The 25,211-nt window shown below is 74.3% G+C and carries 6 protein-coding genes; 2 read left to right on the top strand and 4 right to left on the bottom strand.

Annotated elements, in window-relative coordinates; translation table 11 throughout:
- Positions 1 to 11: 11 nt before the first annotated feature.
- The 4 genes from AB0I06_RS00895 to AB0I06_RS00910 form a co-directional block, all read right to left on the bottom strand.
- Positions 12 to 18,617, bottom strand: coding sequence for a non-ribosomal peptide synthase/polyketide synthase (locus tag AB0I06_RS00895; protein WP_363116568.1), 18,606 nt, complete (start codon positions 18,615 to 18,617; stop codon positions 12 to 14).
- Positions 18,618 to 18,899: 282 nt separating this feature from the next.
- Complete coding sequence (locus tag AB0I06_RS00900; RefSeq protein ID WP_363116569.1) at positions 18,900 to 20,255, bottom strand: serine hydrolase domain-containing protein; 1,356 nt, start codon at positions 20,253 to 20,255, stop codon at positions 18,900 to 18,902.
- Positions 20,256 to 20,343: 88 nt separating this feature from the next.
- The gene (locus AB0I06_RS00905; protein ID WP_363116570.1) at positions 20,344 to 21,468 is read right to left on the bottom strand and encodes a cytochrome P450; all 1,125 of its coding nucleotides are present in this window, start codon (positions 21,466 to 21,468) and stop codon (positions 20,344 to 20,346) included.
- Between the two features lie 1,114 nt (positions 21,469 to 22,582).
- Positions 22,583 to 23,191: a DUF6192 family protein gene (locus AB0I06_RS00910; RefSeq protein ID WP_363116571.1), complete on the bottom strand. Its 609-nt coding sequence runs from the start codon at positions 23,189 to 23,191 to the stop codon at positions 22,583 to 22,585.
- On the opposite strand from AB0I06_RS00910, the gene AB0I06_RS00915 reads away from it, so the two are divergent.
- Together AB0I06_RS00915 and AB0I06_RS00920 are read left to right on the top strand one after the other, a co-directional pair.
- The gene (locus AB0I06_RS00915; RefSeq protein ID WP_363116572.1) at positions 23,112 to 23,759 is read left to right on the top strand and encodes a PH domain-containing protein; all 648 of its coding nucleotides are present in this window, start codon (positions 23,112 to 23,114) and stop codon (positions 23,757 to 23,759) included. The genes AB0I06_RS00910 and AB0I06_RS00915 overlap by 80 nt on opposite strands.
- Positions 23,760 to 24,121: 362 nt before the next feature.
- Entirely contained in the window at positions 24,122 to 25,120 is a 999-nt protein-coding gene (locus tag AB0I06_RS00920) for an RNA polymerase subunit sigma-70 (RefSeq protein WP_363116573.1), read from the top strand.
- The last annotated feature ends 91 nt before the right edge of the window (positions 25,121 to 25,211 follow it).

Genomic DNA, 25,211 nt, shown 5'->3' on the forward strand with positions numbered 1-25,211 from the left:
TCGTCCGGTCCTCACCGTTCATCGTGGTCGCTGTCGCCGCGTGCGGCGTCTTCGAGTTCGCTCAGCACCTGTTCCTCCACCAGGTCCGCCAGGGCGGCGACGGTGCGGCCCACCAGGACGTCGCGGGGCGTGAGGGTCACGCCGAAGGTGTCGTTGGCGCGGGAGGCGATGAGCAGGGCGCGCAGGGAGTCGCCGCCCAGGGCGAAGAAGTCGTCCTCGGCGCCCACGGTGGTCTCCAGCGCCTCCTCCCACAGGGCGGCGACGGCCTCCTCGGTGGGCGTGCGCGGCGCTACGTACCCCGCGTCGGGCTCCCGGGTCTCCGGGACGGGGGCGGGCAGCGCGGCCCGGTCGGTCTTGCCGTTCTCCGTGAGCGGGAAGCGGTCCATGACCACGAACGCCGAGGGCACCATCGGCCCGGGCAGGGTGCGGGCGGCGAGGGCCCGCAGATCGGCGCCGGTGGGCGGTTCGGCGCCTGGGGCGGCGAGCACGTGGGCCACCAGGCGCGGCAGTCCCGGTTCGTCCTCGCGCACGCTCACCACGGCGTCCAGTACCGCCGGGTGGCGCACCAGGGTGGCCTCCACCTCACCGGCCTCGATGCGGTGGCCGCGCAGTTTGAGCTGGTGGTCGGTGCGGCCCAGGTAGCGCAGTTCGCCGCGGGCGTCGCGGCGGACCAGGTCGCCGGTGCGGTACATGCGCGTGCCGGGCGGCCCGAACGGGTCGGCGGTGAAGCGGGTCGCCGTCATGCCGGGGCGGCCCAGGTAGCCGCGGGCCAGGGCCGGTCCGGCGAGCCACAGTTCGCCGGGGACACCGTCCGGGACGGGACGCAGGCGCGCGTCGAGGACGTAGGCGGCGGTGGCGGGCAGGGCGCGGCCGATGGGCGGTGCCTCGCCGTCGGGTTCCAGCGGGTCGGACCAGGTGGCGACGACGGTGGCCTCGGTGGGGCCGTAGGAGTTGACCATGCGGTGGTGCGGTGCCCACCGGGTGACCAGCTCGGCCCGGCAGGCGTCCGCGCCGACGATCAGGGTGTGCAGGTGGGGCAGGGTGCCGGGGGTGTCCGGCGGGAGGGTGGCGAGCGCGGCGGGCGGCAGCAGGGTGTGCGTGATGCGCGCGTCGCGCAGGACGCCGGCCAGGTCGGCGCCGAGCAGCGGCCCGGGCGGTGGTACGACGAGGGCCGCGCCCTGCGGCAGGGACATGCACAGCTCCAGCACGGAGGCGTCGAAACTGGGCGTGGCGAAGGCCAGCACGCGGCCCCCGGCACCCACCTGGTAGTGCGCGGCCTCGGCGGCGGCGAACGCGGCCAGTCCCCGGTGGGTGACGACGACGCCCTTGGGGGTGCCGGTGGAGCCGGAGGTGTAGATGACGTACGCCGGGTCGTCCAGGTGCAGCGGGCGCACGCGGTCGGTGTCGGCGGGCCGGTGGCCGGGCGTGCCGTCGGGCGGTGCCGCGAGCAGGCCGGCGACCTCCTCGGCGGTCAGGGTGACGGCGGGCCGCGCGTCACGCAGCATCAGCTCGACCCGCTCGGCCGGGTAACCGGGGTCCACCGGGAGGAACGCGGCGCCCGCCTTGGCCACGGCGAGCTGGGCGAGGACCATGTCCGCCGAGCGCGGCAGGACCAGCGCGACGAGGTCGCCGGGCCCCGCACCGCGCGCGATGAGCCGGTGGGCCAGCAGGTTGGCGCGGGCCTCCGCCTCGGCGAAGGTGAGCGTCGACTCCCCGGCTTCGAGGGCCGGTTGATCGGGCCACCGGTCGACGGCGGCCTCGATCAGCGTGGGCAGCGTCGCCGGGGGCGGAAGCGGGAGGTGCGGGCGGGCGGGGCCGTGCAGCAGCCGGTGGCGCTCGGCGGGCGGCAGCACGTCCACCGCGTGCAGCGGCGCCTCGTCACCGGACGCGGCCAGGGCGGTCAGGCCGTGCACCAGCCGGGCGGCCAGGGCCTCGGCGGTGGTCTCGTCGAAGTACCGGGGGTCGTAGCCGAGTTCCACGGTCAGCTCGTCGCCGGGCGAGATCACGACGGTCAGCGGGTAGTTGGTCGCCTCGCGGGCGTCGAGGCCGTGCACGCGCACACCGTGCGCACCGGCGGTGGCGTCACCGACCGGGTAGTTCTCGAACACCAGCAGGCTGTCGAACAAGGGCGTGCCCGGCGGCAGTTCGCTCCACTGGTGCAGGTCCGTCAGCGGCACGTGGTCGAAGCGCCGGTCCTCGGCGCGGGCGGCCTGCAGCTCCCGCAGCCAGGCGGTGCACGGCGTGGACTCGTCCACCGTGACCCGCGCGGGCAGGGTGGTGATGAACAGGCCGGTGATGGTGTCCGCGCCGGCCAGGTCGGCGGGCCGTCCGGAGACCGTGGTGCCGAAGCACACCTCCCGGCCGCCCCCGGCGCGCGCCAGCAGCAGCGCCCAGGCACCTTGGGCCAGGGTGTTGAGGGTGAGCCGGTGGCGGCGCGCGAAGTCGGTCAGCCGGGCGGTGCCGTCCGCGTCGAGCCGCTGCGACAGCCAGGTGCCCGACCGGGCGGCGGCGCCCGGGGCGGGCCTGCGGTCGTACGGCAGCGGGGTCGGCGCGGCGTATCCGGCGAGGGCGGCCTTCCAGTGCTCCTCGGCGGCGGCGGTGTCGCGGCCGGCCAGCCAGGCGGCGTAGTCGGCGAAGGGCCGCCGCTGAGGCAGCCGCGGCTCGGTCCCGGCGGCGAGCGCGGCGTGCGCCTGAAGGACGTCCGACAGCACGTGGAAGACGCTCCAGCCGTCCAGCAGGACGTGGTGGAAGGTCCACACCACGCGCACCTCGTCCGCGCCGAGGCGGATCAGGGTGACGCGCAGCAGCGGGGGGCGGTGCAGGTCGATGCCGCGGGCCTTGTCCTCGTTGAGCAGCCTGCGCAGTTCGCTTGCCTGCCGCGCCGGGTCGAGGTCGCTCCAGTCGAGCCGGCTGACGGGCAGCGGGACGCGGCGGTGCACGGTCTGCAGCGGCGTCGGGACCCCGGTCAGGGCGACGGCGGTGCGCAGCACGGGCGTGGCGTCCACGACGTGCTGCCAGGCGTCCGCCAGCAGCGCGGGGTCGCGTACGCCGTCGGCGACGAAGGTGATCTGCTCGACGTACAGGCCCTCACCGGGCTCGTCCATTCCGTGCACGACCATGCCGGTCTGGGTGGGGGTCAGCGGGTAGACGTCCGTCACGTCCCGGCCGTCGCCGACGAGCCGGTCGACTGCGGATTGCTCCAGGGCGGCCAGCGGGAAGTCGGACGGCGTGCGGCCGCCCGCGCCGGGCCCGGCGCAGTGCCGGACGATCCGGCGCAGTTCCTCGGCCGTCTCCTCGGCGAGGCGGGCGACGGTGTCCTGCCGGTGCACCGCGCGGGAGTACGACCAGGTGAACTCCAGCCGCTTGTCGGTGACCCGGCCGAGCACGTCGATGAGGTGGGGCCGGTCCGCCGAGCGGTCCATGCCGCCGGTCAGGCCCTCGTGGGGTGCCCGCAGCAGACCGTCTCCGGTGGCGCCGAGGTCCTGCTGCCCGAGGTAGTTGAAGCCCACCTGCGGCAGGTCGGGCAGTTCGGGTCCCTCGGGGTGCAGGTGCCGCAGCGCGCCGTAGCCCACTCCCCCGCGCGGTACGGCCCGCAGGTTCTCCTTGACGGTCTTCAGCGCGGTGCCGAGGCCGGCGTCGCGGGGCACGTCGAGGCCGACGGGGAACATGGTGGTGAACCAGCCGACGGTGCGGGACAGGTCGACGCCGTCGAAGAGGTCCTCGCGGCCGTGCCCCTCCAGCGCGACCACCACCCGGTCCCGTCCCGTCCAGCGGGCGAGGACGCGGCCGAGCGCGCACAGCAGTACGTCGTTGACGCGTGTGCGGTAGGCGTCGGGCACCTCCTTCAGCAGACGCTCGGTCTCCTCGGCGCCGAGGCTCACCGTCACGGTCTCCTCGTCGGCGGCGGTGTTGCCGCCGGGGAGGTCGGTCGGCAGGCCGGTCGGGTGAAGGGCGCTCCAGTGGGCGGCCTCGTCGTCGAAGCCGCCGTCGGCGGTGTGCGCTGCCAGGCGCCGGGCCCAGTCGCGGAAGGAGGTCGTCTTCGCGCCCAGGTCGGGGGTTCCCCCGGCGAGCAGTGCCCGGTAGGCGGTGTCGAGGTCTTCGAGGATCACCCGCCAGGACACCGCGTCGACGACCAGGTGGTGGGCGGCCAGCAGCAGGACCGGCGGCAGGTCGCCGTCCCGGTGGCACAGGGCGGCCTTCAGCAGCGGCCCGCCGGTCAGGTCGAACCCTGAGCCGAGAGCGGCGGCCACGGCGGCCGGTTCCTCCGGGGCGCGGTGCACCTCCAGGTGCGGTGCGGCGCCGGGCGGGGTGCCCAACTGCCGCCACCGGCCGTCGCCCGTGTGCTCGTACCGCGTGCGCAGCGCGTCGTGCTGCTCCAGCACCGCCGCTAGGGCGGCGCGCAGCAGGGTCTCGTCGGTGTCGGGCGCCACCTCGTAGGAGACCGCCTGGGTGAAGTGGGCCGGGTCGCCGATGAGGGTGTCGAACAGCCAGTGCTGTACGGGTGTGAGGGGGACGTCCCCGATGACCGGGCCCTGGTCGGCCGTGGCGGTGGCCGGGCCGCCCGGTGAGGCGTCGACCGCGGCGGCGAGTTCGGCGATCGTCTGGTGGGCGAAGAGGTGACGAGGTGTCAGGGTCAGTCCGGCCCGGCGGGCCGCGGAGACGATCTGGATGCCGAGGATGGAGTCGCCGCCGAGCGCGAAGTAGTTGTCGGTCGCGCCCACTTCGGGCACCCCCAGCACCTGTGCCCAGATCGCGGCGAGGGTCTGCTCGGTGGCGGTGCGCGGCGGCCGGGTGTCCTGCGTGGTGGGAGCCGCGGACCACACCGGTTGCGGCAGGGCGCGCCGGTCCAGCTTGCCGGTGGCGCCCAGCGGCAGCCGCTCCAGGGGCATCACGGCCGCCGGGACCAGGTGGTCGGGAAGGGTGCGGGCGAGGAACGCCCGCAGCTCGGCCGGCGCCGGGAGGTCGCCGGCGCGCGGCACGGCGTAGCCGACGAGGCGTTTGTGGCCGTCGTGTTCGACCACGCGGGCGGCGGCCGCGGCGACCTGCGGGTGCCGGGCCAGCGCGGCCTCCAGCTCGCCGAGTTCGATGCGGAAGCCGCGCACCTTGACCTGGTCGTCGGTGCGGCCCAGGTACAGCAGGTCGCCGTCGGCGGTCCAGCGGACCAGGTCGCCGGTGCGGTACATGCGGCTGCCGGGCGGGCCGAAGGGGTCGGCGAGGAAGCGGCCGGCGGTCAGGCCGGGCCGGTTCAGGTAGCCGCGGGCCACCCCGGTCCCGGAGAGGTACAACTCCCCGGGCGCCCCGACGGGCACGGGGCGCGTGCGGGCGTCGAGGACGTAGGCGCGGGCGCCGCCGACGGGCCGGCCGATGGGCGGGACGCGGTCGGGGTCGGCCGGGTCGCAGGTGAAGGCGGTGGCGTAGACGGTGGCCTCGGTGGGGCCGTAGATGTTCATCACGCGGCAGCCGGGGATCGCCTCGCGCACCTGCTGGACGGCGCGGGCGGGCAGGGCCTCCCCGGCCAGGACGACGGTGTCGGCGCCGACGTGCACGGTGTCCTCGGCCAGCAGCCGGCCGAGGGCGGAGGGCACGGCGCTGAGCAGCCCCGCCCGCCACGGCCCGGACCGCTCGGCGAGGGCCAGCAGGTCGCGGACGACCTCCACCCGGCCGCCCGCCAGCAGCGGCGAGAAGATCTCGAACACCGACACGTCGAAGTTGAGCGAGGTGGACGCCACGACGTGGGCGAGTCCGCGGCCGGTGAACTCGGCGGCGGCCCAGTCGGTCAGCGCCACCACCGAGGCGTGCGGGACGACGACGCCCTTGGGCCGGCCGGTGGAGCCGGAGGTGTGGATGACGTAGGCCGGGTGGTCCGGCAGCAGCCGGGCGCGCCGCTCGTCGTCGCCGACGGGTGCGGCGGACGCGGCGGCGATCCGGGCGGCGCAGGCCGGGTCGTCCAGGGCGATCCGCGTGTATGTGCCCTCCGGGAGCCGCGCGGAGGTCTCCGCGCAGGTGATGACCGCGTCGGGGCGTACGTCCTCGAAGAGGAACGCGATGCGCTCGGCCGGGTAGCCGGGGTCGACGGGCAGGTAGGCGGCGCCGCTCTTGAGGACCGCCAGGAGCGCCACGATCAGGTCGGCGGTGCGGGGCAGGGCCAGGGCGACGAACCGCTCCGGCCCGGCTCCGGCGTCGATCAGCAGGCGGGCGAGCCGGTTGGCGCGTTCGTCGAGTTGCCGGTAGGTGAGGTGCTCGGCGCCGGAGCTGACGGCGGGCGCGTCGGGGGTGCGGGCGGCCTGGGCCGCGAAGGCGTCCGGGAGGGTGTGCCGCGGGAGCTGTGCGCCCGGTCCGGCGAGTCGGTCCAGCAGGCGGCGCCCGTCGGCGGCCGAGAGCGGGGTGAGGTCGGCGAGGGGGCGGTCGGCGTCTGCGGCGAGCTGCGTCAGGAGGGTGCGCAGGCTCGCGCCGATCCCCTCGACGGTGGCCGCGTCGAAGGCGGCCGGGTCGTAGTCGAGGCTCACGGTGACGTCGTCGCCGGGGGCGACGACCACGCTGAGCGCGTAGCTGGTCGGCTCGACGTCGCGTTCCTGCTCGACGGCGAGTCCGTGCCGGGCCAGGGCGCCCGCGTCGAACGGGTAGTTCTCGAAGACGACGATGCTGTCGAACAGACCGGTGCCTCCGGGCACTTCGCTCCACGACTGCAACTGGGCGAGGGACACGAAGTCATGGCGCCGGGACTCCGACTGGGCGGCCTGCACCTCGCGCAGCCACTCCAGCAGGGGGCGGTCCCGGTCGATGCGCAGCCGGGTGGGCAGGGTGTTGATGAACAGGCCCACCATGGAGGTCACGCCGGGCAGTTCGGCCGGGCGGCCGGACACGGTCGTGCCGAAGACGACGTCGTCACCGCCGCCGTAGTGGTGCAGCAGCAGGCCCCAGGCGCCCTGGAGCACCGTGTTGACGGTCAGCCCGGCCCGCTGCGCGGTGTCCCTCAGCCGTGCCGACACCTCCGTGCCGAGAGTCACCCGCACCGTGCCCGACGAGGACGCGCGGTGGGCGTCGGCGGGGCGCCGGTCGCGGGGCAGTTCGGTGGGCACGGCGAATCCGGCGAGGGTCTCGCGCCAGTGCTGTTCGGCCCGGGCGGTGTCCTGGGCGGTCAGCCAATCCAGGTAGCGGGCGAAGGGGGCCCGGTCGGGCACCTGCGGGCGGCGGCCGGCGGTACGGGCCGCGTACCGCTCGCACACCTCGTCGAAGACCTGGGCCGCGCTCCAGCCGTCGAGCAGCACGTGGTGGAACGTCCACACCATGCGCACCCGGTCCGGTGCCAGCCGGATCAGCGCGAGCCGCATCAGCGGGGCCGCGCCGAGGTCGATGCCGGCCTCGCGGTCGGCGTCGAGCAGCGCTTCGGTCTCGTGCGCGCACCGCTCGGCGGTCCGGTCGGTCCAGTCGTGGTGGGTGACCGGCACGACGGCCCGCCGCTCGACCACCTGGAGGGGTTCGGCGGTCTCCTGCCACACCAGGCGGGTGCGCAGGATCGCGTTGGCGTCCGCCGTGTCCTGCCACGCCGCGGCGAGTGCGTGCGGGTCGGTGACGCCGTGCAGGACGACCTGCACCTGGTTGACGTAGGTGCGGCCCTGGGGGTCGAGGAGGCTGTGGAACAGCATGCCCGCCTGCATCGGGGTCAGCGGGTACACGTCCTCGACGCCGCGGCCGTCGCCCACGACCCGGTCCACGGCCGCCTGGTCGAGCCGGGCCAGCGGGAAGTCCGAGGGGGTGCGGCCGCCGGCCTGCGGAGCGGCGCAGTGCGCGACGATCTCCTCCAGCGAGCGCAGCATGCCCTCGGCGAGGGAGGCGACGGTCTCCTCGCGGTGGCGGCCGCCGCTGTAGTGCCAGGTGACCTCCAGCTCGTCGTCCTCGACGCGGGCCACCACGTCCAGCAGGTGCGGGCGGGGCGCCGCGGGGTCCTCGGCGCCGTCCAGGCCGCCGGGCACGGCCCGGACCAGCTCGGCGTCGGCGGCGGACCAGTCGAACCGGCCCAGGTAGTTGAAGCTGATGCCGGGCAGCGGCGCGGCGGCGAGCCGTTCGTCGCCCGCGAGGTGACGCAGCGCGCCGTAGCCGATGCCCCGGTCGGGCACGGCCCGCAGTTGTTCCTTCACGGCCTTCAGCGCGGCGCCCCAGTCGCCCTCGGGCAGGTCGAGGGCGACGGGGTAGAGGCTGGTGAACCAGCCGACCGTGCGGGACAGGTCGAGGTCGTCGAAGTGCTGGTCCTCGCGGCCGTGCCCCTCCAGGCCCACGGCGACGGTGCGGCGGCCCGTCCAGTCGGCCAGGACGCGGCCGAGGGCGGTCAGCAGGACGTCGTCGACGCGGGTGCGGTACACGCCGGGGACCTTGCGCAGGAGGTCCTCGGTGCGCTGCCGGTCGAGGCGTACGGTCACGGCGCGCAGGTCGGCGACGGTGTTGCCGCCGTCCAGGTCCTCCGGCAGCGGTTCGGCGCACTGCCGGGCGACGTCCGCCCAGTGGGCGCGCTGCGCGGCGAGGTCCGCCTCGCCGGTGCGGCTGGTGAGCCGCCGCACCCATTCCCGCACGGACGTGGTGCGCTCCGGCAGCCGGACCGGCTCCCCGGCGCGGGCCTGCCGGTAGGCGGTCTCCAGGTCCTCCAGCAGGACGCGCCAGGAGACGCCGTCGACGATCAGGTGATGGGCCGTCAGCAGCAGACGCGGGGTCCGGCCGGCGCCGGTGAACAGGCGCGCGGCGATCAGCGGTCCGGTGTCCAGGCGGAAGCCGGTGTGCGCCTCGTGGGAGAGGCGGGCTTCGGTCTCCGACGCGGCCTGCGCGTCGTGATCGCTCAGGTCGTGCACCCGCAGCAGCTCCGGCACGTCGGTGTCCGCGACGGTGTACTCCTGGCGCCAGGTGCCGTCCGCCGCGCGGGTGAAGCGGGCGCGCAGGGCGTCGTGGTGGGTCCACAGCGCGGCCAGGGCGGCGCGCAGCGCACGGGGGTCGACGTCCTCGCCGGTCTCGACGACCACCGACTGGTTGAAGTACTCGGGGCGCGGCGGCTCGGCGTCCAGGAACCAGTGCTGGATCGGGGTGAGCGCGACCTCCCCGGACACCGGGCCGGTGTCCGCGACGGCCGCGCGGGCGCCGGTCGAGGCGGCGGCCAGGGCGGCGAGCGTGGGGTGGCGGAACAGGTCCCTCGGGGTCAGCGCGAGCCCGGCGGTGCGGGCCCGGGAGACGACCTGGATGCTGACGATCGAGTCGCCGCCCATCATGAAGAAGTGGTCGTCGAGGCCCACGCGTTCCACACCCAGCAGCTCGGCCCAGATGCCGGCGAGCACCCGTTCGGCCTCGGTGCGCGGCGCGCGGTAGGCGGCGTCGGCCGCCGCGGACCACTCGGGTTCGGGCAGTCGGCGCCGGTCGACCTTGCCGTTCGCGGTCAGGGGCAGCTCGGCCAGGGGGACGAACGCGGCCGGGACCATGTAGTCGGGCAGCTCGGCGGCCACGTGGGCGCGCAGCTCGGCCGCTTGCGGCACGGCGGCGCCCGGGGCCGGCACCAGGTGCGCGACCAGGCGTTTGCGTCCCTCGTGCCGGGACACCGACACGACCGCCTCGGCGATCGCCGGGTGGGCGGTGAGCCGGGCCTCGATCTCGGCGGGCTCGACGCGGAAGCCGCGGATCTTGATCTGGTCGTCGGCGCGTCCCACGAAGTGCAGGTCGCCGTCGGCGCTCCAGCGCACGATGTCGCCGGTGCGGTACATCCGCCCGCCGGGCGGTCCGTAGGGGTCGGCCAGGTAGCGGGCCGCGGTGGCGCCGGGACGGCCGATGTAGCCTCGGGCCAGGCCGGCGCCCGCGAGGTACAACTCCCCCGGCACGCCCGGTGGCTGCGGCTGGAGGGCGCCGTCCAGGACGTAGGCGCGGGTGTCGTCGAGGGGGCGGCCGATGGGGAGCGCCGCGGGCAGGGTGTCACCGGCGCGGAAGGGCCGGCGGGTGGCGAAGGTGGTGGTCTCGGTGGGGCCGTACACGTCGACGACGGTGAGGTCGGGGCAGGCGTCCAGCACGCGCCGTACGGCGGCGCCGGGCACGGCCTCGCCGCCCGTCCACACCTCGCGGGCGCCGCGCAGGCAGGCGGGGTCCTCCTGGGCGAACAGCCGGAACAGGCCGATGGTCAGGAACACGCAGCCGACGCCCTGTTCGGTGATCGCGTGGCGTACGGCGGCGGCGTCCAGCTCTCCCGGCGGGGCGAGGACGGCCGTGCCGCCGCGCAGCAAGGGAACCCACAGCTCGTAGGTGGACGCGTCGAAGGCGTGCGGGGAGTGCACCAGGACGCGGTCGTGGCTCGTGAAGGCACGGTCGAGGGCGAGCGCGGCGACGTCCCGCTGCCGTGCGGCCACGCCCTTGGGGTTGCCGGTGGAGCCGGAGGTGAACATGAGGTACTGGACGTTGTCCGGGTGCACGCGCGGCACGGTGGCGAGGTCCGCGGTGGGCCCGTCGGTGTCGAGGTCCGCGCGCAGGACGTGTCCCTCGGGGAGCAGGTCCGCGGCCGTCCCGTGCCACTCGGCGTCCGTGAGCAGCAGCTCGGCGCCGGCCTCTGCGAGCATGGTGCGCAGCCGGTCCCCGGGGGCCCGGCCGTCGAGCGGGACGTAGACGCCGCCGAGGCGGGCGAGGGCGAGCTGGGCGACGACGAGGGCGGTGGAGCGGTCCATGAGCACGCCGACGGCGACCTCCGGGCGCACCCCGAGCGCGGCCAGCCGGCCGGCCAGGGCACGCGCCCGGGCGTCGAGGTCGCGGTAGGTCAGCCGCTCGTCGCCGGCCAGCAGGGCGACGGCGTCCGGGGTGCGTTCCACCTGGGCGGCGAAGAGGTCCGCGGTGGTCGTGACGGGCGCGTCGGTGGCCGTGTCGTTCCAGGTGTGCAGCACCTGCTCGCGGCGGGCGGCCGTCAGCAGGGACAGACGGGCGGGGACGGACCGCGGGGTGGTGGCGAAGCCCTCCAGCAGGACGGTGAGGTACTCGGCCATCCGCTCGACGGTGGCGGCGTCGAAGAGGTCCGGGTCGTAGCCGAGGCGCAGGGCGAGTTCCGTGCCGGGGTAGGCGACCAGGCTGAGCGGGTAGTTGGTGGTCTCGACGCCGTCCAGGCCGGTCAGCCGCAGTCCGTGCGCGGCGGCGAGGTCGTCGTCGACCGGGTAGTTCTCGAACACGACGATGCTGTCGAACAGGGCGGCCCGCTCGGGCAGGTCGGTGTACGCCGTCATCCGGTGCAGCGGCACGTGGTCGTGGCGCCGGTCCTCGCTCTGCTCCTGCTGGAGCCGGGCCAGCCAGGTGAGCAGCGGCTCGTCGCGCGGCACCCGCACCCGGGTGGGCAGGGTCGCGATGAACAGGCCGGTGATGGCGTCGGCCCCGGGCAGTTCGTCGGGCCGTCCGGAGACGGTGGTGCCGAAAACCGCCTCGTCGCGGCCCGCCTGACGGCTCAGCAGCACCGCCCAGGCGCCCTGGACGAGGGTGTTCATCGTGAGGCCCGCCGTCCTGGCCAGGTCCTGCAGCGCCTTCGTGGTGGCCTCGGGCAGGGTGACGCGCACGGCCGCCGTCGACTCCGCGCGGTGGCTCTCGCGGGGCTCGCGGTCGAAGGGAAGCGCGGTGGTCTCGCTCAGGCCGTCCAGACGGGTCCGCCAGTGCCGTTCGGCGTCGGCGCCGTCGGTGTGCTCCCGCAGCCAGGCGACGTAGTCGCGGAACGGGCGGCGCTCGGGCAGCGTCATCGGTGCGGTGCCGGACAGGCCCGCGTGGCAGGCGAACACGTCGGACAGCACCTGGAACAGGCTCCAGCCGTCCAGGATCAGGTGGTCGAAGGACCACACGACGCGCACCGCGCCGTCGGAGACCCGGGCCAGCACCAGGCGCTGGAGCGGTGCGCGGGTCAGGTCGACGCCCCGGGCGCGGTCCCGGTCGAGCAGGTCGCGCAGTCGCTCGTCCTGCTCGGCGGCGGTCAGGCCGCGCCAGTCGGCGAACTCCACCGGTACGGCGGCCCGGCGCTGCACCACGAGCAGCGGCTCGGGCACGTCCTCCCACACCACCCGTGCGCGCAGCACCGGGGTGCGGTCGGTGATCCGCTGCCAGGCGCCGGCCAGCACCGCCGGGTCGGGTACGCCGTCCAGGACGAACGTCAACTGCTGGAAATACACGCCGCGGTCGGCCTGGGAGAGCCGGTGGAAGAGCATGCCGGCCTGGGTGGGCGTGAGCGGGTGGACGTCCTCCAGGCCCGCCGGGTCCTCCCCCGCGATCCGGTCGACGTGGTCCTGGTCGAGCCGTGCCAGCGGGAAGTCCGAGGGGGTGCGTCCGGCGGCGCCGGGACGGACCGCGTACCGGGCGAGACCGGCCAGCGCGTCGGCGTAGCGTTCCGCGAGGTCCGCGACGGTCTCCGGGCGGTGCAGCCGGTCGGAGTAGAACCAGGTGAACTCCAGGCTGTCGCCGTCGAGCCGCCCCACCACCTCCAGGGGGTGCGGGCGCGTCGAGGCGGGGTCGGCGTCCAGCTCCAGCGGACGGGCCAGTCCGCGGAACAGGCCCTCGGCAGAGGTCTCGGACAGGCCGAACCGGCCGAGGTAGTTGAAGCTGATCTGCGCGCCGGTCGCCGCGAGGGGTGCGCCGTCGCGGCCCGGCAGGGCAAGGGCGCCGTGGCCGATGCCGTGCCGGGGCACGGCGCGCAGGTGTTCCTTGACCTGCTTGAGCACGCTGTCCCAGCCGGCCTCGGGCGGGACGGCCAGGGCGACGGGGTGGCGGGTGGTGAACCAGCCGACGGTGCGGCTGGTGTCGAGGTCGGCGAAGAGCTCCTCGCGGCCGTGTCCTTCGACGTCGACCAGGACCCGTTCGTGCCCGCTCCAGCCGCACAGCACCCGCCCGAGCGCGGCGAGCAGGACGTCGTTGGCCTGGGTGCGGTACGTCTCGGGGAGCGTCCGCAGCAGCGCTTCGGTGTCCTCGGGGCCGAGTCGCACCGTCACCGAGCGCTGGGAGGCGTAGGTGTTGGTGCCCTCCCGGTCCGCGGGCAGGGCCGCCCCGGCGCCTTCGGTCTCGCGGATCCAGTACGCCCGCTCGTCGTCGAAACCGCCGGCGGCGGTGTGCGCGGCCAGGCGCTCGGCCCACTGGCGCAGCGGGGAGGACTTGCGGGGCAGCGCGGCCGCGCCGTCCCGGCCCTCGCGGCGGGCCCGGTAGGCGTGTTCGAGGTCTTCCAGGAGCAGGCGCCAGGAGACGCCGTCCACGACGAGGTGGTGGACGGACAGGTGCAGCACGGGCGGCCGTCCGTCGCCCCGGTCGTGCAGGACGGCGCGCAGCAGCGGGCCGTGGTCCAGGTCGTACGGGCCGAGGTGCGGGGCGTCGGTGTCCGGGCCGGTGTGGCGGGTGAGGCGGCAGCGCGAGGCCGGGCCGTCGATCAGCCACCGTACGCCCGTGCCCTCGGCGAGGAAGCGGGAGCGCAGTGCGTCGTGGTGGGCGACCACGTCGTCGAGGGCGGCCTGGAGCGCGCTTTCCTCGACATCGGCGGGCAGTTCCAGCGACAGCGTCTGGGCGAAGTGTCCGGCCCGCTCGCCGGCGCTGTCGAAGAGCCAGTGCTGGATGGGTGTCAGCGGCGCGGCGCCGGTGGCGTCGAAGGGGGCGGACGGGGCGGCGGTCCGGGAGGTGCCCGTCTCGTCGGCGCGGCGGGCCAGGGCGGCGACCGTCTGGTGCTGGTAGACGTCCCGCGAGGTGATCGTCAGACCCGCCTGCCTGGCCTGGGCCACGACCTGGATGCTGAGGATGGAGTCGCCGCCCAGCGCGAAGAAGTTGTCGTCCGCTCCGACCCGCTCCACGTGCAGGACGGCGGCCCAGATGGCGGCGAGGGTTCGTTCGGTGGGGGTGCGGGGCGCGACGTGGCGTGCGGCGGGTTCGGCCGGTGCCGGATCGGGGAGCCGGCCGCGGTCCAGCTTGCCGTTGGGGTTGAGCGGCAGGGCGGGCAGCACCAGGATGGCCGAGGGGACCATGTAGTCGGGCAGGGTGCGCCCGAGTTCGCGGCGTACGGCCTCCGGCTCCACCCGGGCGCCGGGGGCGGCGACCACGTATCCGGCCAGGCGGCGGTGGCCGTCGGCGTCGCGGACGGTGGCGGCGGCCTCGGTGACGCCCGCGCAGCCGCGCAGGGCCTCCTCGACCTCGCCCAGTTCGATGCGGAAGCCGCGCACCTTGACCTGCTGGTCGACCCGGCCGAGGTACTCGAGCCGGCCGTCGGCGCTCCAGCGCACCAGGTCGCCCGTGCGGTACATGCGATCCCCGGGTGCGCCGAACGGGTCGGCGACGAAGCGGGCGGCGGTCAGCCCGGGCCGGCGCAGGTAACCGCGTGCGAGTCCGCCGCCGCCGAGGTACAGCTCGCCGATGACGCCCGGCGGCTGGGGGCGCAGCAGCCGGTCCAGCACATAGGCGCGGGTGCGGGCGACGGGACGGCCGATGGGAGGGGCCTGGTCGGGGAGGGTGCCGTCGGCGAACCAGGCGGTGGCGTAGACGGTGGCCTCGGTGGGGCCGTAGATGTTCGCCACCTCGGCCGCGGGCATGGCGTCCTTGATGTCCCGGACGGTCCGGGCGGGCAGGGCCTCGCCGGCCAGGACGACGGTGTCCGCCTCGATGGCGCCGTCGCCGCCGAAGACGCGGGACAGCGCGGACGGCACGCCGCTGAGCAGTCCGGCCCGGCGCGGGCGGGAGCCGTCCGTGAGGTCGGCGAGGGCGGTGAGGTCGGCGACCACTTCGACGCTGCCGCCGGCCAGCAGGGGGCACAGCAACTCGAACACGGACACGTCGAAGTTGAGGGAGGTGGAGGCGACGACGTGGGAGAAGCCGCGCGAACCGAACGTGTCCCCGGCCCAGGCGGCGAGCGCGGCCACGCTGCGGTGGGTGACGACCACGCCCTTGGGCCGGCCGGTGGAGCCGGAGGTGTAGATGACGTAGGCGGGGTGGGACGGGTGGAGGGGTGCCGTGCGGTCGGCGTCCGTGAGGTCGGCGTCGGCACCGGTCGGGGCGTCGGCTGCGGTGTCGGCGACGAAGGGCGCCACGTCCTCCAGCAGCAGCGGCTCGCAGTCCTCGGGCAGCGCGTGCGCGGTCTCCCGGGTGGCGAGGACGAGGGCGGGAGCCGCGTCGCTGAGCATGAAACGGATGCGCTCGGCCGGGTAGCCCGGGTCGACGGGCAGGTATCCGGCGCCCGACTTCAGTACGGCCCACAGCACCGGGAGCAGGCCGGCGGTGCGCGGCAGGCACAGCGCCACCAGGGACTCAGGCCCCGCACCGCGCGCCGCCAGCAGCCGGGCGAGACGGTTGGCACGCCGGTTCAGCCCGGCGTAGTCCAGCCGGGTCTCGCCGCAGGTCACGGCGGTTTGGCCGGGAGTGCGGGCCACCTGCTCCTCGAAGAGCGCCGGGAGCGTGGCGCCGTCTGCCCGGTCCTCGCCCGACGCGGGTGGGTTCCAGGACTCCAGGAGCACGTGCCGCTCGTCGTCGGACAGCAGCGGGAGTTCGGCCAGCGTCCGGTGCGGGCCGTTCGCCATGCCTTCGAGCAGGTGGTGCAGTTGCCGGGCCATCCGGGCCACGGTCGCCGTGTCGAACAGGTCGGTGTTGTACTCGACCGTCAGCTCGTGGCCGCCGTCGGCGCGCGGCGCGAACTCAAGCACGAGGTCGAAGCGGGCGGCCGGGCGGGGCAAGGGATGTTCCTCGATGTGTACCCCGGCTGCGGCCGGCGGCCGGGCGGGCGCCGCCTGCTGGACCACGAGCGCCTGCACCAGCGGGGTGCGGCTGGGGTCTCTCGGCGGGGCGAGTTCTTCGACCACCCGGTCGAAGGGCACGCGGTCATGGGCGAACGCGTCCAGCACGGTCGCGCGCATGGTCTGCACGAACCGGTCCACGGTGGCGGCGTCGTCGACCTCGCCGCGCAGCACGACGGTGTTGGCGAAGAAGCCCGCCACGTCCTCCAGTTCGCGGCGGTCCCGCCCGTTGGTGACGGTGCCGAACGCGACGTCCCGCTGCCCCGAGTAGCGGGCGAACAGCACGGCCGCCGCCGCGGCGAACACCGTGAAGACGGTGGTGTCGCGGCCCGCGGCCAGCTGCCGCAGCCGGTCCACCAGATGGCGCGGTATGTCCTGGCGGTGAGCCGCGCCCGCGGTGGTGCGCACCGCGGGGCGCGGCCGGTCGGTGGGCAGGTCGAGCTGCTGGAGGCCGGCGAGGTGGCGTTTCCAGTAGACGAGGTCGTCCGCGTCGGCGTCGGACGTGTGCCGCTCGACCTCCCACAGCGCGAAGTCCGGGTACTGCACGTCCGGCCGGGGCAGGTCGGCGGGTTCGCCGGCGGCCTCCGCGCGGTAGAGCGCCGCCAGGTCCCGGGTCAGGACGCCGACCGACCAGCCGTCGGTGACGATGTGGTGCTGGGCCAGCAGCAGCACGTGGTCCTCGGGTGCCCGGCGGATGAGCAGCGCCCGGGTCAGGGGCCCGGTCGCCAGGTCGTGGGGCCGGCGGAGTTCCTCGGTCAGCAGGCGCTCGACGGCCTGCTCACGCCGGTCGTCCGGCACATGGCCGACGTCGGTGGTGCGCAGCGGCAGCTCCGCCTCGGCGGCGACGAGCTGGACACCCTGTCCGTCGACGGTGGCGAAGGTGGTGCGCAGTGAGTCGTGGCGGGCGGCGAGCCGGTGCAGGGCGCGTTCCAGGGCCGGTGTGTCGAGGGGGCCGCGCAGCCGCAGCGCTACGCCGGTGTTGTACTCGGTGCCGCCGTCGGCGAGGTCGTCGAGGAACCACAGGCGCCGCTGGGCGCTGGAGAGCGGGACGGGCTCCGAGCGCGGGGCGGCGGGGATCGGCTCCGGCGGGGCGGCGGCCGGATCGGCGGTCAGGGGGGCGAGCGCGCCGACGGTCCGCGCGGTGAACACGTCGCGCAGGGTGAGCCTGGCGCCGAACGCCTCCCGGATGCGGGTCAGGGTGCGGGCCGCGAGGATCGAGTCGCCGCCCAGGTCGAAGAAGTCGTCGGTGACGCCGACGGTGTCGACGCCGAGGACGTCGGCCCAGATCGCGGCCAGGGTCCGTTCGTCGTCGGTGCGCGGTTCGACATGCTGCTCGGCCGGCGCGCCGCCGGGGGCGGGCAGCGCACGCAGGTCGATCTTGTGCTGTGGGGTGAGCGGCAGCGCGTCCAGCACGACGACGGCGGAGGGCACCATGTGGGCCGGCAGGGCGGCGGTGAGGCCGGCCCGCAGCCGGGGCGGGTCGGGCCTGCGAGCGGGGTCGGCGGGGGTGACGTAGCCGATGAGCCGGCCCCGGGCGGGTTCCTCGTCACGTACCACGACGACGGCCTCGCGGATCTCTGGGTCCCGCATCAGGGCGGCTTCGATCTCGCCGGGCTCGATGCGGAAGCCGCGGACCTTGACCTGCCGGTCGGCCCGGCCGAGGAACTCCAGGTCGCCGTCGGCGCGTCGGCGCACGCGGTCACCGGTGCGGTAGAGGCGGGCGCCGGGCGGCCCGGACGGGTGGGCGACGAACCGTGCCGCGGTCAGACCGGGGCGGTTGAGGTAGCCGCGGGCCAGTCCGTCGCCGCCCACGTACAACTCGCCCTCGGTACCGGGCGGCACCGGGCGCAGCGCCGCGTCCAGGATGTGCGCCTCGGTGCCGGGAAGCGGGCTGCCTATGGCGGGTGTCCCGGTGCCGGCGGTCAGTGGTCCGGTCCAGGTGGCGACGATGGTGGCTTCGGTCGGCCCGTAGGAGTTGATCATGCGGCGGCCGGGCGCCCACCGGTCGACGAGCGTGGCCGGGCATGCCTCGGCCCCGACGATCAGGGTGCGCAGCGACGGCAGGTCTCCGATGTCCGCCGGGTCGGGCAGCGTGGCGAGGGCGGCCGGCGGTATGAGGGCGTGGCTGATGCGGTGTTCGTCCAGGACGGCGGCGAGTTCGTCGCCCAGCCAGGGCCCGTTGGGCGGGACGACCAGAGTTGCGCCGGACAGCACGGAGATGAACAGCTCCAGCACGGAGGCGTCGAAGCTGGGCGAGGAGAACTGCAGCACACGGTCGCCCGGGCCGACGGCGTAGCGTTCGGCGGCCGCCGTGGCGAAACCGGCGATGCCGCGGTGGGTGACGGTGACGCCCTTGGGAGTGCCGGTGGAGCCGGAGGTGAAGATGACGTACGCCGCGTGATCGGGGAGCGCCCGGCTCGGGACCGGGTCCGTCTCCGGCTCCTGGCCCTCCATCAGTGCGCGTATTCGGCCGAGGTCGTCCAGGACGACGGCGGGAGCGGCGTCGGCGAGCATCAGCGCCCGTCGTTCGGCCGGGTAGTCGGGGTCCACGGGGAGGAAGGCGGCACCGGTGAGGGCCACGGCCAGCTCGGCGGCGATCAGTTCCATCGAGCGCGGCAGGACCAGGGCCACCGTCCGCTCCGGTCCGGCGCCGCTCGCGGCCAGATGGGCGGCGAGCCGGCCGGCCCGCCGGGCGAGTTCCGCGTACGACCAGGTGCTCCGGCCGTCGGTGACTGCGGGGGCGTCGGGGGCGCGCGTCACCCACCCGGTGAACAGCTCACCGAGCGGGACGTGACGGGAGACGTCGCATACGGGGGCCGGGGGGACGGTGCCGGCCCGTGGGGGGACGGGCATGGCGGGGCGCTGGGCGTGCGGGTCCGTCATCGGGGTGCAGTCCTTCGGGCGGGGGCGGCGCGCGGACCCGGCGCGCCGTTCTCGGGCGGCGCGTGGGCACGCCGGAGCGGTGCGGGTCCTTGCGTACGGGGGCGGGTGCGGGGCGCGATCGGGCCGTGCCGGTGGCGCGCACGGACGGACCGGTGCCGGTCCGGCGCACGGCGGGAACGGTGCCGGTTCGGCGCACGGCCGTCGGGCGGTGCCGGATCGGCACGCGGTCGTCGGACGGTGCCGAATCGGCACGTCGTCAGGCGGTGCCGGTCCGGCGCGCGGTCAGTGGGTGCCTGTGCGGCGCGCGGTGCGTCCGGAGATCTGCAGGCGATCGATGGCCCCGGTGGCGGGATCACGGTGGAAACGGCCGCCCGGTTCGACCCGGCCGGTGGCCGGATCCATCAGGTCGCAGGACAGGTCCGGATAGCAGACCAACGGGATGGGGTAGTCGCCGTCGACGGACAGGGTCGGCGTGTCGTCCCCGTCGAGTTTCACCACGTACTCGATGCCCCCGTTGCGGTAGGTTCCGGCGCACTCCGGGAGCGACACGGCGAGTCCGCGGCGGGTGTCGGCGGCCGGGGCGGTGGGCACGCGGACGCCGGTGAGCCGGGCGAGTTCCGCGGCCATGTCACGCCACAGGGCGGTGGCGGCGCCCGCGTTGCCGGTGAAGGCGACGACGACGCCGCTGTCGGGGTCCGCCCGCAGGTGGCAGGAGGTGCCCTGGGCGTTCCCGTCGTGGCCGCACCACACCCGGCCGTCCTGTCGGAAGAGGGCCAGGCCGAGGCCCCAGGAATCGGCGAGGGCACCGGGGTCGGCGGACGGTTCGGGGTGCCGCATCCGGTCGGCGACGGCGGCCGGCAGTCCGGCGGACCCGCCGATCGCTGCCCTGCCCAGGGCGACCAGGTCCTCGGCGCTCGCCAGCAGCGCTCCGGCCGGGGCCTCCACGGGGGCGAGGTTCTGGTGGGCCGGGCGTACCAGGCCCGTTGCCGTGTTGAGGGCGTGGCCGCTGGCGAGCGGCCGGGAGGGGGTGGCGTCGCCCAGGAAGGCGGGGACGATGCCCAAGGGCTCCAGGACGAGCGCTGCCACTGCTTCCTGCCAGGTCATACCCGTCACTTCGGACAGGATGCGGCCGGCGGCGACGTAGCCCGCGTTGGAGTACGAGAAGCCGGTGCCTGGCGGGAACAGGGTGTTCCGGGCGGTGCAGACCGCGGAGAGGTACCGGGAGGCGGTGGTGCCGACGGCGCTGTCTGAGTCGGGTCCGGTGGGGAGGCCGGCGGTGTGACTCAACAGGTGACGCACCGTCACCTCGGGTATCTGACCTGATAAGTCGGGCAGCAGTTCGCTGACGGGTTCGTCCAGGTCCACGTCTCCGTCGTCGGCGAGGAGCAGGACGGCCGCGGCCGTGGCGACCTTGGTGACGGACCCCAGGGGAACGGCCGTCTGCGCGGTGAACGGGGTGTTCGCCACCGCGTCGGCCGTGCCGGTGTGCGCGCTGAGGACATGGGCGCCTGTGTGGACGGCCAGTTGGGCGCCGGGCACGCGGTGGACGCGCGCGAGGGAGTCGAGGTGGCTGCTCAACTCCTGCTGCAAGGAGGTCGGCGGCCGGTGTGCGGCCGGAGCGGCGGTGGGGTACGGCATGGGGAGGGAACTCCTGGTGAGAGCGGGTGCGGGGAGGGGGACGCGGGCGGCCCGCGAGTGAGCGGTGCGGGTGTGCCCGTCGGCGCGCTTACGGCCTGGTGACGAGGACCGGCAGGTGGCGTACGCCGACGATGACGGCCGGATTCTGGTACGTGACGTCGTCGTACGAGGGCACGACGATGGAGGAGAAACGTTCCATCAGCAGTTGCAGGGCGATACGGGCTTCCAGCCGGGCCAGTGGGGCGCCGAAGCAGAAGTGGATGCCATGGCCGAAGGTGAGATGGGGATTGGGGTCGCGGGCCGCGTCGAAGACATCCGGTGCGGTGAAGCGGGAGGGGTCACGGTTGGCAGCCCCCAGGTGCGCCATCAGCAGGGTGTCGGCCGGGATCTCATGCCCGCCGAGCACCACCGGCCGGGTGGTGCGCCGGCCCAGCTCGGGGAAGGGCGGCAGCCAGCGCAGGACTTCCTCGACGGCGTCCGGCACCCGGTCCGGGTTCTCCCGCAGGGCGGTGAGCGTGCCGGGATGCCGGTCGAAGGTGACCATGGCGTTGCCGAGGAGCGCGGTGGTGGTGATGTGCCCGGCGACCAGCAGCAGGGCGACGAACCCGACGATCTCCTGGTCCTCGAGTCGCGTTCCGTCGACCTCGGCGGTGAGGAGTCTGCTCGTCAGGTCGTCACCGGGGTGGGTGCGGCGGTGCCGGATGTGGTCGAGTACGTAGCCGTTCATCTCACGCACGGTCGGGGCGATGGCCTCCAACGCCCGTTCCAGATCGGCCATGTCAAGACTGTCCCCGAGCTGGTCGCCGCCGAAGAGGGTGGCGGCCCACTCCTGGAACAGCCGGTGGTCCTCGGCGGGGATACCGAGGAGTTCGGCGATCACGATGATCGGCAGCGGATAAGCGAGGGTGTCGACCAGGTCGAACCGGTCGCGGTCGGCGACGCCGTCGAACAGCCGCTTGCACACGGCCTCGATGCGCGGTGCGAGGCCATGGACCACTCGCGGAGTGAAGGCCTGACTCACCAGGGTGCGGAGCTTGCGGTGCTCCGGCGGGTCCATGCCGACGAAGTTGCCCTGCCGGAAGGCCTCGAAGTCCTCCTGGGTGGGGGCGATCGGCGTCATGTCGGAGGAGTACGTCGCCGGGTCGGACAGGACCGCCGAGACGCCCTCGTGGTCCACGACGTGCCACTGCCGGCGCTCTTCGTCGTACGTCACGGGGCCGGCGTCGCGTAAGGACCGCCATCGCCCGGGTAACGCGTCAAGAGGCGATTCGGCCCCGGTCAGCTGTGTGCTTGTCACCGTTTCTCCTTGAGTGTGGGCGCGCGTGCCCGACGGTGGACCACCGAGGTGCGCGGTGGCCGACCGCGGGCAGTGCTGGCCGTCACGGGTTCGGCCATCGGGGGTGCGGCACGGCGGGGCGGTTGTCGCTCCGCGCCAGGTGGACCCTTGCGCGGCTCAGCCGGGTCGGCCCACCGAGGGCGGCCGGCTTGTCCACCCCTCAGGCGATGGCGGCCCTGGCGTCAGCGGAACCGAGGACTGCACAGGGGACGGTGGGGCGGCGGTTCCGAGTGGTCCGGACGCCCGCCGAGCCACGGACGAGCCTCCACCTGCGCAGCCCGGCATGACGCGCCCAGGGCACCTTCAGACACCACCACGTCCCCCATTGACTTCCCCGCGCAGCAGCCCTGCGCAGAACTCCCCTGCCCTTCGATGCACGTGTCAAGAACACACTTCGACACGATCATCTCGACCGATTGCGCTCACAGTTTTCACGTTGGGTCACAGGTTCGCAACCCCCCGAAGTTGAAGGGGATGTGACCGTTCAGCGACCCGCCAAAGAGGCCGTGTATCCCGCTCTTTCACCCTCAAACCAAGGCTCTGAAGAGAAAGTGGGACCGCGCTTCGACGCCTCGGGGCACCATCGCATCCGTCGTCCTTGGCCGCACAGCCACCCGCCTGCGGATTCCGTCACGACGGCCGGTAAATGGCGGTGTTGCCACAGCGGCCTCGAAAGAGCCACAAGGCGACCTACGAGGATCTGACATCGCGGCACCGCAACCACCGGCCCTGCCGCCTCTTTTGAGCCAACCCTGCCTCTCAGGACAACACGGTCCAGGCTCTGTGCGAGAAATGATCACCGTGGGCGGAGCCGGAGGACGAGTGAAGCGAACCGGAGGCCGGCGAGACACCGGGCGGCCGGCTCCTCGAAACGGGTGGCGACCGCCCGGGCCTGCTCGGCTCCTGCCGATACAGCGCCCGATGACCTCGCGGTCCTTGTACTGCTCCAGGTCGAAGTCCGGCGGCCGGTCCCGGCCCAAGCACGGCGCCGTCAACCCGCGACACCAAGGTGGAGACCGGCTCGGCGCGCTCGCACCCTCGGTTCGCGCACCCGCGTTCGACGACGGAGTGATGCATCACAACTTCCGCTTGCTACACGCACTTTCGGCCAATCAGCACTCGATGGTGTGCTCGGTAGATCCTCGATCGTGTTCTCGATCTTGCGGGCTGCCGGGCCCCGGTCGCGAATCTGCTCCCGGGCCTCCTCGGAGTTGTCGCACTGGGCCCGGTTGACGGTGAAGCGGGTGTCGTCGTCCCGCATCGCCTGCCGGGCGGCCCGGGGTCGCTGAAGCAGCTCGGAGGTGACGCGGGTGGCGACCTCGTCGTCGCGGGTCAAGTCACGGACCGCCGGCTGGGTTCGAGTGCCAAGCGGGAGGGTACGGCCCAGAGTGCTCGCGTCTTGAGGCTGTGGTCGCCGGGCCGGGGAGCGGACGGTGGCCGTTGGGGGGCTCATGTCGGATGTGATGCGAAGGCGGGAGTACCGGGCGTCCGCGTCCACCACCAGAACCGTGCTTGTCCTCATGGGACTCACTCTGGCCGGCGCGGCGGTGGAGATCGCGACTGTCGGAGGAATGCCGGGCCGGCTCAAGTTGACGGTCATCGTCTGCCTGACGGCTCTGTTCGTCCCTCTGCTCGCGTGGAGTCTGCGGAGCGCGACCGTCATCTCCCGCGAGGGCGTGACGGTCAGAGGACTCAGGCGTGAAAGACGGACGGCCTGGCGGGACATTCAGGGCATCGACATCGAGCCCGGCCCGGGGAGCCGTCCCAGAATGCTTGCCGTGATGTACGACCGGCAGGGGCACCGTACGGCGCTGCCGCATCTCGACGACCGGAACGTGGCGTCCCTGGAGGACGAAGTGCTCGCCCTTTGTGCGCAGTGGAAACGGCTGCGCGGTGGGGACTGGCAGCCGGTGCAGCAGATGGCCACCGCACAGGGATTCTTCCTTCACCTGGCGAGTTCGGTGATGGCCGGCCTCCTGGCCGCACTGGCAGCGATCATGTGGTCGGCCGGTGTCTTTGTCGTCCTGCTGTTCCTCGGCGTGCCACAGGAGGCCGAGGATTACGGCCAGCCCCTGTCGGTCCTCCTCTCGGCCGAGATGCTGCTCATCGTGCCTGCTCTGGCATTCACCGTCACCACGATCCGGGTGATGCTCCACCGCAAGCGTTGAGTCCGGCTCCCCCACGCACGCTCGCTTCCCGCGGCCTGGCCGGCCTCACGCGCACGGTAGAGCTGCGGAGGCAACACAGGGCGGCGAGTCATCCACCCGTCACCGACCACTCCGCCATTTCGCAGATCAGCGGGGCCGTCATGCCCGTCGCGTCGTCAAGACCAGGTGACCCCGGCACGCGCCAGGCGATCACGTACCCGCGCCCACTCCAGCGGACCCATGCCCTCGTCTTCGTACCGCGCGTCGTGCTCCGACACCGGATCCGTCGCTGGATCAGCCATCCGGACGATCTCAGTGATGAGTTATCGCGCCCGCACCCGTCACACATACGACGGGACACCACGAGGCGGAAGGATGACGTGATGAGCGCGGACACGCGACCGGAGGAACTGGGCGTGAACGGTCTGAGCGAGGCGGACGAGCCGGCGTTCTCGAGGCTGGCGGAGCGGCACCGGCGGGAGCTGCACGTGCACTGCTACCGGATGCTCGGGTCATTCGAGGACGCCGAGGACACCGTGCAGGAGACGTTCCTGCGTGCCTGGAGGCGGCGGGAGACCTTCGAGGGGCGGTCGACGTTCCGGGCCTGGCTGTACCGGATCGCCACCAACGCCTGCCTCGACCTGCTCGCCAAGCACCGCCCGCAGCCCGCGACCGGTGGTGAGGTGCTGTGGCTGCAGCCCTACCCGGACCGGCTGCTCGACGAGCTGCCCGCAGGGGACGCGGACGAGCCGGAGACCGTCGCCGTCGCGCGGGAGACGATCGAGCTGGCGTACGTGGTCGCAGTCCAGCACCTCGCGCCGCGCCCACGGGCCGTGCTGATCCTGCGGGACGTGCTCGGCTGGCCGGCGAAGGACGTCGCGGAGACCCTCGGAGACTCGGTCAACTCCGTGAACAGCGCGTTGCAGCGGGCCCGCGCCGGCATGCGGGAGCACCTGCCCGCCGAACGGCAGGACTGGACCGGTGGCGAACAGGACGCCGGGACGCGCGAGCTGGTACGCCGCTTCACCGACGCCAGCGTGGCCACGGACGTCCCGGCGCTCGCCGCGATGCTGCGGGACGACGTCCGGTGCTCGATGCCGCCGACGCCGGGCCTGTACGTCGGCCGCGACGCGGTGGTGAACGACTGGGTGGAGAGCGGCTTCGACGGCATGAAGGGCCTGCGCGCCGTCCCCACCTCTGTGAACCGGCAGCCCGCCGTCGCCTTCTACCTCTGGCGGGAGCAGGAGGGCGCATACCTGCCACTGACCATCGACGTCCTGCGCGTCACCGGTGGGGCGATCACCGAGATCACAACGTTCCACGACGACCAGTTCCCGCGGCTCGGGCTGCCCGAGCGCCTGCCGGCCGACGGCACGCAGTAATCCCGGCGTGGACGCTCGCGCAGCGCGGTGACGCGCGTGTCACGGTCGTCGCGGCGCAGCGGTACGACGCGTTCGACGTCGTGACCCGCGG

Source organism: Streptomyces sp. NPDC050674 (assembly GCF_040654575.1).
Classification (GTDB): domain Bacteria; phylum Actinomycetota; class Actinomycetes; order Streptomycetales; family Streptomycetaceae; genus Streptomyces.